Source organism: Comamonas sp. UBA7840 (assembly GCF_002501455.1).
GTDB classification, from domain to species: domain Bacteria; phylum Pseudomonadota; class Gammaproteobacteria; order Burkholderiales; family Burkholderiaceae_C; genus Comamonas; species Comamonas jiangduensis.
Genome location: NZ_DLTI01000034.1, coordinates 22,429 through 37,600 on the forward strand (window position 1 = coordinate 22,429; position 15,172 = coordinate 37,600).

Annotated in this window: 13 protein-coding genes; all 13 read right to left on the reverse strand. The window is 59.2% G+C overall.

Going from position 1 to position 15,172, the window contains the following annotated elements:
• From B3R00_RS13365 to mraZ, 13 genes are read right to left on the reverse strand one after another with little or no spacing between them, the layout of a single operon-like run.
• The gene (locus B3R00_RS13365; protein ID WP_174863650.1) at positions 1 to 858 is read right to left on the reverse strand and encodes a cell division protein FtsQ/DivIB; all 858 of its coding nucleotides are present in this window, start codon (positions 856 to 858) and stop codon (positions 1 to 3) included.
• Complete coding sequence (locus tag B3R00_RS13370) at positions 858 to 1,838, reverse strand: D-alanine--D-alanine ligase (RefSeq protein WP_286999422.1); 981 nt, start codon at positions 1,836 to 1,838, stop codon at positions 858 to 860. Before B3R00_RS13370 ends, B3R00_RS13365 begins: the two co-directional genes overlap by 1 nt.
• The gene (gene murC, locus B3R00_RS13375; RefSeq protein WP_286999423.1) at positions 1,835 to 3,268 is read right to left on the reverse strand and encodes a UDP-N-acetylmuramate--L-alanine ligase; all 1,434 of its coding nucleotides are present in this window, start codon (positions 3,266 to 3,268) and stop codon (positions 1,835 to 1,837) included. The genes B3R00_RS13370 and murC overlap by 4 nt, the downstream gene beginning before the upstream one ends.
• Positions 3,265 to 4,329 (reverse strand): undecaprenyldiphospho-muramoylpentapeptide beta-N-acetylglucosaminyltransferase, encoded by a 1,065-nt coding sequence (murG, locus tag B3R00_RS13380; RefSeq protein ID WP_286999424.1) that lies wholly within the window; start codon positions 4,327 to 4,329, stop codon positions 3,265 to 3,267. The genes murC and murG overlap by 4 nt, the downstream gene beginning before the upstream one ends.
• Entirely contained in the window at positions 4,329 to 5,597 is a 1,269-nt protein-coding gene (gene ftsW, locus B3R00_RS13385; protein WP_219163905.1) for a putative lipid II flippase FtsW, read from the reverse strand. The genes murG and ftsW overlap by 1 nt, the downstream gene beginning before the upstream one ends.
• Positions 5,594 to 7,495, reverse strand: coding sequence for a UDP-N-acetylmuramoyl-L-alanine--D-glutamate ligase (gene murD, locus B3R00_RS13390; RefSeq protein ID WP_286999425.1), 1,902 nt, complete (start codon positions 7,493 to 7,495; stop codon positions 5,594 to 5,596). The genes ftsW and murD overlap by 4 nt, the downstream gene beginning before the upstream one ends.
• A 5-nt stretch (positions 7,496 to 7,500) precedes the next feature.
• Entirely contained in the window at positions 7,501 to 8,679 is a 1,179-nt protein-coding gene (gene mraY / locus B3R00_RS13395) for a phospho-N-acetylmuramoyl-pentapeptide-transferase (RefSeq protein WP_286999426.1), read from the reverse strand.
• Positions 8,670 to 10,067, reverse strand: coding sequence for a UDP-N-acetylmuramoyl-tripeptide--D-alanyl-D-alanine ligase (locus B3R00_RS13400; RefSeq protein ID WP_286999427.1), 1,398 nt, complete (start codon positions 10,065 to 10,067; stop codon positions 8,670 to 8,672). The genes mraY and B3R00_RS13400 overlap by 10 nt, the downstream gene beginning before the upstream one ends.
• Positions 10,064 to 11,563 (reverse strand): UDP-N-acetylmuramoyl-L-alanyl-D-glutamate--2,6-diaminopimelate ligase, encoded by a 1,500-nt coding sequence (locus tag B3R00_RS13405; protein WP_286999428.1) that lies wholly within the window; start codon positions 11,561 to 11,563, stop codon positions 10,064 to 10,066. Before B3R00_RS13405 ends, B3R00_RS13400 begins: the two co-directional genes overlap by 4 nt.
• Complete coding sequence (locus B3R00_RS13410) at positions 11,560 to 13,290, reverse strand: peptidoglycan D,D-transpeptidase FtsI family protein (RefSeq protein WP_376747653.1); 1,731 nt, start codon at positions 13,288 to 13,290, stop codon at positions 11,560 to 11,562. Before B3R00_RS13410 ends, B3R00_RS13405 begins: the two co-directional genes overlap by 4 nt.
• A gap of 8 nt (positions 13,291 to 13,298) precedes the next feature.
• The gene (ftsL, locus tag B3R00_RS13415; RefSeq protein ID WP_174863659.1) at positions 13,299 to 13,580 is read right to left on the reverse strand and encodes a cell division protein FtsL; all 282 of its coding nucleotides are present in this window, start codon (positions 13,578 to 13,580) and stop codon (positions 13,299 to 13,301) included.
• A gap of 37 nt (positions 13,581 to 13,617) precedes the next feature.
• Positions 13,618 to 14,544 carry a 16S rRNA (cytosine(1402)-N(4))-methyltransferase RsmH gene (gene rsmH, locus B3R00_RS13420; protein WP_286999430.1) on the reverse strand — a complete coding sequence of 309 codons (927 nt, stop codon included), beginning with the start codon at positions 14,542 to 14,544 and terminating at the stop codon, positions 13,618 to 13,620.
• A gap of 10 nt (positions 14,545 to 14,554) precedes the next feature.
• Positions 14,555 to 14,983 carry a division/cell wall cluster transcriptional repressor MraZ gene (gene mraZ / locus B3R00_RS13425; RefSeq protein ID WP_286999431.1) on the reverse strand — a complete coding sequence of 143 codons (429 nt, stop codon included), beginning with the start codon at positions 14,981 to 14,983 and terminating at the stop codon, positions 14,555 to 14,557.
• Positions 14,984 to 15,172 lie beyond the last annotated feature (189 nt).

Consider the following 15,172-nt stretch of genomic DNA (forward strand, 5'->3'; position numbering starts at 1 on the left):
TCAGTGTCTGCCCTCAGTAGGTCGTGTTTTTTTACTATCCTGTTGTTGCGCTGCAGCTTGGCGACGCGCCATCTCCAGCGCCTTCTCGCGTGACACCGTCGTCACACCACGCAGTCGCAAGGCATAGCCATCGGGGTAGCGCAAATCCGCGTACTCCAAAGCTTCTGTTGTCCGTTGGTACTGCTGGGTAATTTGCGGCAAAGTGCGTACAAAGCGCTGAATGCGCTGCAGCACGTCTTGCTCCTTGCCGCCACCCAATTCAATCTGCGCACCATTGTCCAGTTGCACCAGCCAGCTGCCGCCATCGCGCAGCGTCAGGGCATCAATCGGTGGTGCGCCCATGTCTTTGAACGCAGGCTCCAGGGCATAGAACATGCGCAGCACATCCGCAGCCGAGCCCTGAGGACCAGAAAGGCGAGGTAAGCCTTCCCGCTCTACCTCGCCGACATTGGCCTCAAAAACTTCGCCCATGGTGTTCACCATGGAGGTGCCCGTGTCAGGCCCCCAATAGGCCTGGGCTTCATGCTCAAGCAAGATCACCCGCAGGCTGTTGGGGTACTCACGGCGTACCTCTGCTTGGCGTACCCAAGGTACCTGCTCGAAGGCCTCGCGCGCCTCTTTGAGATTGATGGTGAAGAAATTACCGGTGAGGTGCGGCGCCACATTCGCCCGCAAAGTCACGGCATTGTTGTGCACCAGCTCACCCTCTACGACGATGCGTGCAATCGAAAAAGCCGGGTGGCGCAGTGCCCACCAACTCACCACGGCCAGCAACAAGACGGCCACGCCCGCGAACATGGCCGTAGCGGTCACGTTCATGAGTTTGACGTCAAAAGGTGCTGACATGGAGTAGCTCATCAGATTGCGCGCTCCTGATGTAAATCGCTATCCAGCGATGCTTGCGCCACCAGATGCAGGCACAACTGCTCGTAGCTCATGCCTTGCGCGCGCGCAGCCATCGGCACCAGCGAGTGGCCGGTCATCCCTGGAGAGGTGTTGATTTCAAGCAAAAACGGCTGGCGATCGCTTTGGCGAATCATCACGTCTGCACGGCCCCAGCCACGGCAGCCCAGCGTGCGGAATGCTTTTTCCACGATCTGCTGAATGCGCAGCTCTTCCTCTGCAGGCAGGCCACTGGGGCAGTGGTACTGCGTGACATCGTTGAAGTATTTGTTCTGGTAATCGTAGTTACCATCGGGCGCCTCTATCCGAATCACCGGCAAAGCCTTGGCGAAACGGCCTTCGCCCAGCACCGCGCACGTGGTTTCTTCACCGGCAATGAACTGCTCACACAGCACTTCATCGTCGTATTTGGCCGCCAAGGCATAGGCTGCAGCGCACTGGCTGGCATCGGTCACCTTGGTCAAGCCCATGCTGGAGCCATCACGCGCAGGCTTGACAATCATGGGCGCACCCAAGGCAGCAAAGGCCTCGCAGGTTTCATCAGCGCTGGCCACCATGCGCCAGTCCGGCGTGGGCAAGCCTTCAAAGCGCCAGATACGCTTGGTCATGACCTTGTCCATCGCCATGCTTGAAGCCATCACACCAGAGCCGGTGTAGGGAATGCCCAGCAATTCCAAAGCACCTTGCACGGTACCGTCTTCACCAAAACGGCCGTGCAAAGCAATGAAACAGCGGTCAAAACCTTGGAGCTTCAAGGCGCCCAGCTCTTGCTCGGCGGGGTCAAATGCATGGGCATCCACCCCTTGCGAGCGCAAGGCGTCCAGCACCCCTTGCCCGGACATGAGCGAGACTTCGCGCTCGGACGAACGGCCTCCCATCAGCACCGCGACCTTACCCAAAGCGTGCACGTCGATATTTTTCATGTTTTTGCTCATAACGCAGACCCCTTCTGCGCTTGCAGCTCTTTTTTCTCTAGCATTTCAACCAGTTGCGCAGGCACAGCGCCAATCGATCCAGCGCCCATACACAGCACCACATCACCCGATCGCGCATTGTCCGCGATGACTTGGGGCAAATCGCTTATTTTCTCAATAAAAATGGGCTCTACGCGGCCCGCGACACGCACCGCGCGCGCCAAAGCACGGCCATCGGCAGCCACCACCGGCGCTTCGCCAGCTGCATACACCTCATTGAGCAGCACCACGTCCGCCTCTCCCACCACTTTGACAAAGTCTTCAAAGCAATCCCGCGTGCGGGTGTAGCGGTGCGGCTGGAACGCCAGCACCAGGCGTCGCCCTGGGAATGCACCCCGTGCAGCGGCCAGTGTGGCGGCCATTTCCACGGGATGGTGCCCGTAGTCATCAATCACGGTGAATGTGCCGCCTTGTGCGCACGGCAGATCGCCATAGCTTTGGAAACGGCGCCCCACGCCCTTGAAGCCCTCCAGGGCGCGCAACAAGGCGTCGTCCTCGATCTCCAACTCCATGGCGATTGCCACAGCCGCCAAGGCATTGAGTACGTTGTGCTCGCCCGCCAAACTCAATCGCACATCCAGAGCGGGATAGGTTTGGCCGTTTTGGCGCAGCACCTTAAAACACATCTGGCCGTTTTCAGCACGCACATCTACCGCACGCACTTGCACATCTTCGGCAAAACCGTAGGTGGTCACCGGACGTGCCAGCACGGGCAAAATATCGCGTACCGCAGGGCTTTCCGCGCACACAATCGCACGCCCATAGAAAGGCATGCGGTGCAGAAAATCGACAAAGGCTTGCTTGAGCTTGCCAAAGTCGTGCCCGTAGGTTTCCATGTGATCCGCATCAATATTGGTAATCACAGCCATCACGGGCAGCAAGTTCAAAAACGATGCATCGGATTCATCCGCTTCCACCACGATGTAGTCGCCATGGCCCAGCTTGGCGTTCGCACCCGCGCTGTTGAGTTTGCCGCCGATCACAAATGTGGGGTCCAGACCCGCTTCCGCCAAAACGCTGGTCACCAAGCTGGTGGTGGTAGTTTTGCCGTGGGCACCCGCAATCGCAATCCCTTGCTTAAAGCGCATCAACTCCGCCAGCATCAGCGCGCGCGGCACCACGGGAATTTTGCGCACACGGGCTTGCAGCACTTCAGGGTTATCCGCTTGCACGGCCGTGGAAGTGACCACCACGTCCGCTGCTTGCACGTGCGCTGCATCGTGCCCCACGAAAGTCTGAATACCCAGTGTCTGCAGCCGCTGCAAAGTGGCGCTTTGTGCCAAGTCAGAGCCGGAGACGGTATAGCCGAGGTTGTGCAAGACCTCAGCAATACCACTCATCCCAGAGCCACCCAGGCCCACAAAATGGATGTTTTGAATGGCGTGTTTCATGCGGCGAGCTCCTCGCACGCAGCAACCACTTCACGGGTTGCGTAAATCTTCTGCATCGTTTTAGCTTTAAGAGCAACGTTCAAGAGCGTTGGACGCTGCATATTCTGTAGCATTTCTGCCAGTTTTTGTGCATTCAGTGCAGGTTGTTGCAATAACCACCCACCGCCGGCTTCTACGATGAAGTTGGCGTTCGAGGTCTGGTGGTCATCCACCGCATGTGGAAAAGGCACATAAATGGCTGCAGCACCTACCGCAGCGATCTCTGTAACGGTGCTGGCACCTGCCCGGCAGATCACCACATCGGCGTCGGCAAATGCCTGCGCCGTGTCGTCAATAAAAGGGGTCAGTTCTGCTTGCACGCCGGCGGCTGCATAGTTCGCCCGCAAGGCCTCAATCTGCTTGGCGCCACTTTGGTGCACAACGCTGGGGCGCGATGCCTCTGGAATCAAGGCCAAGGCTTGGGGCACCACATCATTCAGCGCCTTGGCACCCAAGCTGCCCCCCACCACCAGCACCTTGAGCGGCCCTGTCCTGCCCTCAAAGCGCTGGATCGGATCGGGTTGCCGCAAAAATGCTTCACGCAGCGGGTTACCCACCCACTGCGCTTGCTTCAAGGCACCGGGGAATGCGCTAAAGACGCGATCCGCCACCGCAGCAAGCACTTTGTTAGCAGCACCTGCCACCGAGTTTTGCTCATGCAGCACGAGTTTTTTACCCGCCAGCACGCCCATCATGCCGCCGGGGAAGGTGATGTAGCCGCCAAAACCCACCAGCACATCGGGTTTGACGCGGCGTACCACCGCGAGCGCCTGCCAGAAAGCTTTGAGCAAACGCAGCGGCAGCAACGCCAGCGTCATCATGCCTTTGCCGCGTACGCCACCAAACTCAATGGTTTCCAGTGGGAAACCCTGCGGTGGCACCAGCCGCGACTCCATGCTCTCAGGCGCGCCCAACCAGTGCACGCGCCAGCCTTGCTCACGCAATGCTTGGGCCACAGCCAAGCCCGGGAAGATGTGCCCCCCCGTGCCACCGGCCATGATCAAAGCGACTTTATCTTTCATTACTTTCTCATCCTCGGGCTAAGCAACTTGTTTTCGTAGTCAACGCGCAGCACCACGGCAATCGCCACCAAATTCATCAAAATGGCCGACCCCCCAAAACTCATCAACGGCAAGGTCAGGCCCTTGGTGGGCAAGGCCCCCAGGTTCACCCCCATGTTGATAAAGGCTTGAAAGCCGAACCACAACGCCACCCCTTGCGCGACCAAGCCTGCAAACACCCGATCCAGTGCAATGGCTTCACGGCCAATCTCTGTAATGCGCCGGGTCAGCCATACAAAGGCGATGATCAAAGTGAGAATGCCGATAAAGCCAAACTCCTCGCCGATCACCGACAGCAAAAAGTCGGTATGCGCTTCAGGCAACCAGTGCAGCTTTTCCACACTGCGCCCCAGGCCCACGCCAAACATCTCGCCACGGCCAATCGCAATCAACGCGTGCGACAGCTGGTAGCCCTTGCCCAGCGCGTGATCGGCCGAAAAAGGATCCAGGTATGCAAAGATGCGCTCTCGCCGCCACGGGGAGAACGCAATCATCAACATGAAAGCGCCCACCACCAGCGCAGCCATCAGGAAGAACATGCGGGCGTTCACACCACCCAGAAACAGAATGCCCATGGAGATCACCACAATCACCATGAAAGCGCCCATATCTGGCTCTGCCAGCAACAGCACACCAACAAAGAAGACCGCCGCCGCCATGGGCAGCACAGCGCGAAAGAAGCGCTCTTTCACATCCATGCGGCGCACCATGTAGTCCGCGGCATAGACCAGCACCGCAAACTTGGCCAGCTCTGAGGGCTGGAAATTCATGATGCCCAGTGGCAACCAGCGCCGCGCACCATTGACCACCAGGCCAACCCCGGGCACCAGCACCATGACCAGCAAAAACAGCGCCAGCAAAAACATGGGGATCGCCAGGCGCTCCCAGGTCTTCATCGATATCTGAAACGCCAGTAACGCCGCCACAAAGCCCACGCCGAGCGCCAGCGCATGGCGCAGCAAGAAGTGGTAGTGCTCAATCTTGCCAAAGCGGGGGTTGTCCGGCATGGCAATCGATGCGGAATACACCATCACCAGGCCCCACGCCAGCAAGCCGATGACGACCCAGATCAGCGATTGATCCAAGCCCAGCGCCGTCGGGGGTAGCGCACGGGTTTTGCGGTATTCCGTGCCGCCCACGCGCACGGGCAAAACGTCCACGGGCTTGTCCACCGTTCCGCGGAACCAGCCTTGCACACGCTCGCGCACTTGGATCAGCTTGGCGTTCATCCCGCGTGGCCCTCCAGCACTTGGCCAGCGTCATCGGCCAGCGCTTGTACCGCACCGATAAAAGCCTGGGCACGATGGGCGTAGTCACGGTACATGTCCATGCTGGCGCAGGCAGGGCTCATAAGCACGGCATCACCTTCTTTGGCGTGGGCTGTGGCCAACTGCACGGCTTGCGCCATGTCGGCGGCATGGAGCAGGGGCACCCCCTCGCCTTGCAGCGCTTGCTGGATCAGGGGTGCATCGCGGCCAATCAGCACCACGGCGCGCACGTAGCGCGCCACCGGTGCGGCCAGCGGGGCAAAGTCCTGACCTTTGCCCAGTCCGCCCAAAATCAGCACGATGCGGCGGTCAGCGCCCAGCCCGGTAAGCGCGGCCACGGTAGCGCCCACGTTCGTGCCTTTGCTGTCGTCAAAGTACTCCACGCCGTTGACCATGCCGATGGGCTCGACCCGGTGCGGCTCGCCACGGTATTCACGCAAGCCATACAGCATGGGCGCCAAGGGCGCCCCTGCGGCCTGCGCCAAGGCCAGCGCCGCCAGTGCATTCGTGGCATTGTGGCGACCGCGAATGCGCAGCGCATCGGCAGGCAGCAAGCGCTGAATGACCAGGTCTTCCTGGGGATCACGGGATTTGCGGCCCGCGTTGTCCACATCCATGGCACGCACCAGCCAAGCCATTCCTGCGACCACTTCAATGCCAAAGTCACCGGGGTTGCGCGGCAGGTCTGCACCGAAGGTCAGGTGCGCACGCAACTGCGGCTTGTGTAGCTTGACCTTCACGGGTGGAGGCAGCATCTCCATCACCACACGGTCGTCGCGGTTGAGCACCATCAAGCCAGTCTCACCAAAAATGCGCGCCTTGGCTGCGGCATAGGCCTGCATGCTGCCATGCCAGTCCAGGTGGTCTTGGGTAATGTTGAGCACCACAGCCGCCGTGGGCTCAAAGCCCTGCACACCGTCGAGCTGAAAGCTGGACAACTCCAGCACCCAGGCCTGGGGCAAATCGTGCGCATCAATCCGGGCGCTCAGCGTATCGAGCAAGGTGGGGCCAATATTGCCTGCCACGGCCACGCTGATGCCCGCGTGTTCCAGCAATTTGCCGGTCAGCGATGTGACGGTGGTTTTGCCGTTGGTGCCGGTAATTGCCAGCACCTTGGGTGCGTAGCCGTGGGCCGAGGCCATGCCTTGCAAGGCAGCGGCAAACAAATCCAGCTCCCCGCCCACAGGCAGGCCGATGGCACGGGCCGCATCCACCACGGGCGCCATCACCTCAGGGGACAAGCCGGGTGAGCGGTAAACCGATGTCAGGTTCTGCCCCTGCACCAACGCCACCGACAGCGCACCACCGACAAAGTGTGCGTCAGGCATTTCGGCGTGCAGCGCGGCCAGTTGTGGCGGCGCTTCGCGTGTATCTGCAACCGTGACGTGCGCGCCCGCGCGTGTGCACCAGCGGGCCATGGCCATGCCCGATGCGCCCAATCCCACAATCAGCACACGCTGACCTTGCAGGTGCTGCGCCTGGCCCAGCGGCCATTGCGCAGGCACGGGGGGCAGCTCTACCTGGGGTTCTTGCGGCACCGCTTGCGCCGCAGTGACCGGTGCATCGGCCCCATCCGAAACACTGGGGTCGGTAAAAATTTGCGCCACGAAAGCCGCTGCGTCTTTGGCCGCACTCAAGGTGGCTACATCAGGCACTGGTGCGGCCCAGACTGCAGAAACTTCAGTTTTAGGAGCATCTTGCGCTTGCTCTTCCTTACCTTCAGCATCATTTAGACCTGAAACCAATGATTCTTCAGCGCTAGCAGCTCCTAAATTTTCAGCCTGCAACAGCGCTGCATCCGCGGCTGCCGCAGGCAGGTCTGCCAGTGGCATCTGGGGTGGGAAGTCTTCGGTCTGCATGGTGCTTACCTCAGCTTCAGTGTGGACAGGCCAATCAGGCACAGCAGCATGGTGATGATCCAGAAACGGATCACCACCTGCGTTTCCTTCCAGCCACTCTTTTCAAAGTGGTGGTGCAGCGGCGCCATCTTCAGCAAGCGGCGGCCTTCGCCGTAGCGCTTTTTGGTGTACTTGAACCACACCACCTGCAGCATCACCGAGACCGCCTCGGCCACAAAAATACCGCCCATGATGGCCAGCACAATCTCCTGGCGCACGATCACGGCAATCGTGCCCAGCGCGCCGCCCAGCGCCAGCGCTCCCACGTCACCCATGAAAATTTGCGCGGGGTGGGCGTTGAACCACAGAAAAGCCAGACCGGCACCGGCCATGGCACCGCAGAAAATCATCAGCTCGCCCGTGCCGGGAATGCTGGGGAAGTGCAGGTATTTGGCGTAATTGGCGTTGCCGGTCACATAGGCAAAAATGCCCAGCGCCGTGCCCACCATGATGACTGGCATGATGGCCAGGCCATCCAGTCCATCCGTCAGATTCACCGCGTTGCTGGCACCGACGATGACCAAGTAGGTCAGGATCACAAAGCCCAGCACGCCCAATGGGTAGCTGATCTCCTTGAAGAACGGCACTTGCAAACCGGCTTGGGGCGGCAAATCCATCGAAAAACCCGACTGCACCCAGGTCACAAACAGTTCAAACGCACGGCTGTTGGAGTTTTCCGAGATGCTGAAGACCAGTGCCACGGCGGCAATCAGGCCAATCACCGACTGCCAGAAGTACTTCTCGCGCGAGGGCATGCCTTCGGGATCTTTGTTGACCACTTTGCGCCAGTCGTCCACCCAGCCGATGGCACCAAAGCCCATGGTGACGATCATCACAATCCAGACAAAACGGTTGGACAGGTCAAACCACAGCAGGGTAGATGTGGCAATCGCAAACAGGATCAGCACGCCACCCATGGTCGGTGTGCCGTTTTTGACCAGGTGCGTCTGCATGGCATAGCCGCGCACGGGCTGGCCCATCTTCAGCGCCGTCAGCATGCGGATAGCCTTGGGGCCCACATACAAACCGATGGCCAGTGCCGTCACCGCAGCCATCACCGCACGGAAGGTGATGTACTGCACCACCCGCAAAAAACTAAAGTCAGCCGACAGAGACTGCAACCATTCCGCCAAGATCAGCAGCATGCTGCGCCCTCCCCACAAGCACGCTCCAGCGCCTGCACCACTTGTTCCATCTTCATACTTCTCGAACCTTTAACCAGCACACTGCCGGTTTGCCCCATATGGGCTTGCACCGCTGCGATCAACGCTGCCATATCTTCAAATTGTGTAGCACCCTGCCCAAATGCAGCAACGGCATGCTGCATTTGCGGGCCTAAGGCCATAAAAGTTTCAATACCCGCTTGCTGGGCACTGGCGCCGACTTCGGCGTGAAAGGCAGGGCCTTGGTCGCCCACCTCGCCCATATCACCCAGCACCAGCAGATGCGGCGCAGGCAACTCTGCCAGCACTGCAATGGCGGCTTGCACCGAGTCAGGGTTGGCGTTGTAGGTGTCATCCACCACATCAATGCGCCGACCCGCGCAGACCACCGAGGTCGAGCGCGAGCGACCTTTGACAGGGCTGAATGCACTCAAACCCCGCGCAATCGCCGCCAAGGGCACACCTGCAGCCAAGCCACACGCCGTAGCGGCCAGCGCATTGCGCACGTTGTGGCGGCCTGCGATGTGCAGCGCGCAGTCAAAACTGCCTTGTGGCGTTTGCACCTGCACCTGCCATGCGCTATCGGCCCATTGCGCCTTGGTGCTGCGCACGTCGGCCGCTTCGCCGCCAAAGGTCAGCACCTTGCGGCCTGCGGCCAGCTTGTGCCACAGCGGGGTAAATGCTTCATCGGCAGGAAAAACGGCCACGCCATCCTTGGGCAAAAAGCCCAAGACGCTACCGTTCTCTTCCGCCACCGCCTGCACGGTGTGCATGAACTCTTGGTGTTCACGCTGGGCGTTGTTCACCAGCGCCACCGTCGGCTGAGCAATGCGTGCCAGCTCGGCAATTTCGCCTGGGTGGTTCATGCCCAGCTCCACCACCCCCAGCTGGTGCGCGGCACTCAGGCGAAACAGGGTCAGCGGCACGCCAATCGCATTGTTGAAATTGCCTTGGGTGGCAAACGCCGCATCACCCGCTTGCGCGTGCAAGATGCTGGCAATCATTTGCGTGACCGTGGTTTTGCCATTGCTACCGGTCACGGCAATCAACGGCAGGCCAAACATGCTGCGCCAACCTGCGGCCAAAGCACCCAAGGCTTGGGTGGTGTCTGGCACTTCAATGCCAGGCAAACCTAAAGCGTCCAAACCGCCATGTGCCAACGCAGCCGCAGCCAAGCCCTGCGCCTTGACCTGGGGCAAAAATGCATGGGCATCCATGCGCTCGCCTTGGAGCGCCACAAACAAGTCACCACTTTGCAAAGTGCGGCTGTCCGTATGCACACGCAGCACGGGCGTAGCGCCATCCCCCACCAGCCGCGCCTGCGGCTGGAAGGCCTGGATCCACTGCCATGCCTGTTGCAAAGTCATCATTGCGTCTGTCCTTCTCGCTGGGCCAAGGCTTGGGACGCCTTGTCCATGTCAGAAAACGGGTGCTTCACACCCTGAATTTCCTGATAGTCTTCATGCCCCTTGCCTGCCAGCAGCACAACATCACGGTGTCCTGCCAGGGCAATAGCTTGCTCAATGGCCTGGGCGCGATCCACCACCACATGCACGCCCTGCAGCTGCATACCGGCTGTGATGTCTGCGACGATGGCCGCAGGCACCTCACCCCGGGGGTTGTCACTGGTGACCCAGACCACATCGGCTTGCCGCTGCGCGGCCTGGCCCATCAAGGGGCGCTTGGTGGCATCGCGGTTACCGCCGCAGCCAAACACGCAATGCAACTGGCCGCCCCGCGCTTGCGCTACGGGTTGCAAGCCTTTCAAGGCTTGCTCCAAAGCGTCCGGTGTATGGGCGTAGTCCACCACCACCAACGGCTGCTGTGCTTGGGCAATTTGCTGCATCCGACCGGGCACCGGATCCAAATCCATGCAGATGCTCACGGCATCTGCCAAGCTCACGCCCAGGGTGCGCAAGGTGGCAAGTACGCCCAGCATATTGCTCACGTTGTACTGGCCAATCAGCCCGGTTTCCATCGTGAAAACTTGGGTGCCTTCTTGCACTTCAAAGCTCAAGCCCCGCAAGCCATGGCGCACATGACGTGCTTGCAGACGTGCGGGGTTCTCTACCGCCACCGTCCACACATCCAAGTGGCTTTCAGCTTGCAGTTGGGCGGCCAAACCTAGGCCGTGCGCATCATCAACATTGATCACCGCTGCTTTCAAGCCTTGCCATGCAAACAACTTGGCCTTGGCTTGCCAGTAGGCCTGCATGCTGCCGTGGTAGTCCAAGTGGTCTTGGGTGAAATTGGTAAATATGGCTGTGTGAATCTGTGTGCCATCGAGGCGGTGTTCTTCTACACCAATTGAAGAAGCCTCGATCGCACACGCAGCGATGCCTTGCTGCACGTAGTCTGCAAAAGCGTACTGCAGGCACACCGGGTCAGGCGTGGTCATGCCCGTACTCACTACCATCGGCGGCACGCCAATGCCTAGGGTGCCCACCATGGCGCAGCCCTTGCGCGCTCCCTGCTGGTAGTGCGCCAAAGCATGCGCCAGCCACCATGCCGTCGATGTTTTACCGTTGGTTCCCGTCACGGCCAGCACTTGCAGCTGCGCCGAGGGATGATTGCACCAGAGGGCTGCGATCTCCGCCGTGGCAGCTTTCAAACCTAAAAAGCTAGCTACGGGCCCTTGCAAATCAAAGGCTTCCATGCCTTTGTGCTCTACCAGACATGCCACTGCACCACGTGCCAATGCAGATGCCACGTGCTCACGCCCATCCGTCACACCTCCGGGCCAGGCAATAAACCCGTCACCAGGCTGCACCAGGCGGCTGTCTGTACGCAGTTGCCCTGTCACGCGGGCACGCAGCCAAGCATGGGCTTGCTGCAGGTCATTTAATAATTCAGGCACGCTGCTCACAGCGACTCCTCCACAGGGTTGGCAACAATTTGGGGCTGTACCGCCATGTCAGGAGCCACACCCAAAAGTCGCAAACTCTGCTGAACCACCGTGCTAAAAACAGGCGCAGCCACAGCACCACCGTAGATGGTGCCGTTGCTGGGCTCATCGACCATCACCGCCACAATCACACGCGGATTCTCGATCGGCGCCATGCCGGTAAACCAAGCGCGGTATTTTCCTGCGGCATAGCTCTTGCCGACCTGCTTGCGAGCGGTACCCGACTTGCCACCGACGGAATAACCGACCGTCTGCGCGCGTTGTCCCGTACCACCGGGTCCTGTCGCCAAAGCCAGCATCTTGCGCACTTGCTCTGCCGTGCGCTCCGAAAAGACCGGCACGCCCACTGGCGGCTTGTCCAACTTCAGCATGGTGGCCGGAATGACGTGACCGCCATTGGAGAACACGGTGTAGGAGCGCGCCATCTGCAGCAAGCTGGCCGACAAGCCATAGCCATACGACATGGTGGCCTGTTCTACAGGGCGCCACGTCTTATAGGGGCGTAAACGGCCACTGGCCGCACCGGGGAAAGAAATTTGCGGCTTTTGACCAAAACCCACCGCAGAGAAAGTCTCCCACATCTCTTTGGCCGTCAGTTGCTGCGAAATTTTGGTGGTACCCACGTTGGATGACTTCTGAATCACCCCTTCCACGGTCAGCAGGCCGTAGTTTTTGGTGTCAGAGATGGTGGAGCCCGTGACATTGATGCGACCTGGCGAGGTGTCGATCGTCGTCGTTGGTCGCACCTTGCCGCTTTCCAGCGCTACACCCACAGTGATGGGCTTGATGGTGGAGCCCGGCTCAAACACATCCGTAATCGCACGGTTTCGCAATTGCTCACCCGTCAAGCGTTTGCGGTTGGAGGGGTTAAAGCTCGGGTAATTGGCCAGCGCCAAAAGTTCGCCAGTTTTGGCGTCCATCACCACCACCGTACCGCCCACGGCCTTGTGCGCAATCACTTGCTCTTTGAGCTTTTGATACGCAAAAAACTGGATTTTGCTGTCGATGGAAAGCTGAATATCGCGGCCATCAATCGGAGGAATTTCTTCCCCCACACCTTCTACCACGCGCCCCATGCGGTCCTTGATCACACGGCGTGAGCCAACCTTGCCTGCCAGGTCTTTTTCAAAGGCCAGCTCCATGCCTTCCTGGCCTTTGTCTTCCACATTGGTAAAGCCAACGATGTGCGCAGCAGCCTCACCTTCAGGGTACTGGCGCTTGTATTCACGAGACTGGTAAATGCCCTTGATGCCCAAGGCCTTGATCTGCATGCCCACGTCCCAGTCCAGCTGGCGCTTGATCCAAACAAAGCTCTTGTCCTCCGCCAACTTTTTCTTGAGTTGGTCCAAAGGCATATCCATCAACTTCGCCAGCTGGGGCAACTTGGCCAAATCTTCGGGCGAATTCTTCTCTACGTCTTCGGGGATCGACCAGATACTGGCGGCAGGCACGCTGGATGCCAGGATCAAGCCATTGCGATCCAAAATACGGCCGCGATTCGCGGACAGCTCCAAGGTGCGCGCAAAACGCACCTCACCTTGGCGCAAGAAAAAGTCGTTATCAATCACCTGCACCCAGGCCGCGCGTGCAGCCAAACCGACGAATGCAAACACCACGCAAGCCATCACAAACTTGCTGCGCCAAGCGGGCGTTTTGCTGGCCAGCAAAGGGCTGGATGCGTAATTCATGCCGCGCCTCACTGCACACCCCCAACTTGCTGGGTGTCATGCACATAGTGCGTGATAGCGGGCGAAGCGCCTTGCAAGCCCTGTGCAACCGCCAATGCTTCGATGCGTGAGGGCGAAGACTGGGCACGCAACTCCACCTGGAGACGCTGGTACTCCGTCTCCAAATTACGGGATTCATTGGTGGCGCGGTGCAGCTCTGTAAAAAGTCGGCGCGACTCATACTGGGTTTGCACCAGATAGAGCGCACTCAACATCACGGAGACCAGCAACAAGAAGTTCAGGCGCAGCATGCCACCCTCCTTGTCTGGCGCAGCCGTACACGGGTTGTCATGCAGGCACCTCGGTACGTTCAGCCACACGCATCACAGCACTGCGAGAACGCGGGTTGGCATCGACCTCCGCCTTGCTGGGCTTGATACGCTCCAGCGCCTTCAAGCGCATGGGCTTGGGTTCTGCAAATGGTGTGCGGCGGTCATACACCTCTTTGGAGTGCTCCGCGATGAACTGCTTGACGATGCGGTCTTCCAGCGAGTGAAAGCTAATGACCGCCAAACGCCCGCCCGGTTTGAGCACGCGCAAGCTGGCCGCCAGCGCCTCTTCCAGCTCCACCAACTCCGCATTGATGAAAATGCGCAGTGCCTGGAAAGTACGTGTGGCGGGGTTTTGACCATCGCGGCTTTTCACCACCTTGCCTACCAACTGCGCCAATTCAGTGGTGGTTTGCAAAGGGCCATGGGCCTCGCGGTGCGCCACAATGGCCTTGGCCACGGGGTAAGCGAGACGTTCTTCACCGTAATCACGGATGACATCCGTGATCTGCTGCACCTCGGCATCTGCCAGCCACTCGGCCACGCTTTGGCCCCGGGTGGTGTCCATGCGCATATCCAAAGGGCCGTCAAAGCGAAAACTGAAACCGCGATCAGCTTGGTCGATCTGGGGGGAACTTACCCCCAAATCCATCAAGATGCCATCTGCACTGGCATCTGGCAATTCGCTGATATTGCGAAACCCTTGGTGACGAATAGAAAAACGGGCGTCTTGGATACGCCCGGCTTCTGCAATCGCCAGCGGGTCTTTGTCAAACGCAATCAGCCGCCCCTGCGGGCTCAGCCTAGAGAGGATGAGCCGCGAGTGACCTCCACGGCCAAAAGTGCCATCGACATAAGTGCCATACGCAGCAGACGGATCATTTCCCAGCAAGGCGTCTACCGCCTCGTTCAGTAAAACTGTGATGTGTTGGAGGGGCTGATTCAAAGCGCACCCTTTAGAAAGCGAAATCTTGAAATACGTCGGGCATGGGCGCTTGCATGGCTTGCGCCTCATGGGCTTCATAAGTGGCTTTGTTCCAAAGCTCGAAGTGATTGCCCATGCCAAGCAAGATCACCTCTCGATCCAGGCCTACTGCTTGGCGCAACTCTGGCGAGACCAGCACGCGGCCCGTGCCGTCCATGTCCACATCCATGGCATTGCCCAAGAAGATGCGCTTCCACCACTGCGCCGACATGGGCAATTGGCCAATGCGCTCACGAAACAGCAGCCATTCAGAACGCGGAAAGAGCATCAGACATCCGTGGGGATGTTTGGTGATGGTGATCTGGCCTTGTGCTTGGGAAATCAGGGCGTCACGATGCCGGGTCGGTATAGATAACCGGCCCTTGCCATCGAGATTCAGCGAAGAAGCCCCTTGAAACACGATCGATCACACCCCGTTTACTTGGGCCTTGAGCGCCCTTCACAGGGCGTTTCAGGCAATTTGCACCACTTAATTGCACTTTTTTGCACTGTAGCAGCAAATTCAGGCCACGCTATTAGGGCCTTCACAAACATTTGCAATGAAATCAATGAGTTAGAAAGTTAAAAATCAACCAAAAAACCAAAAAGT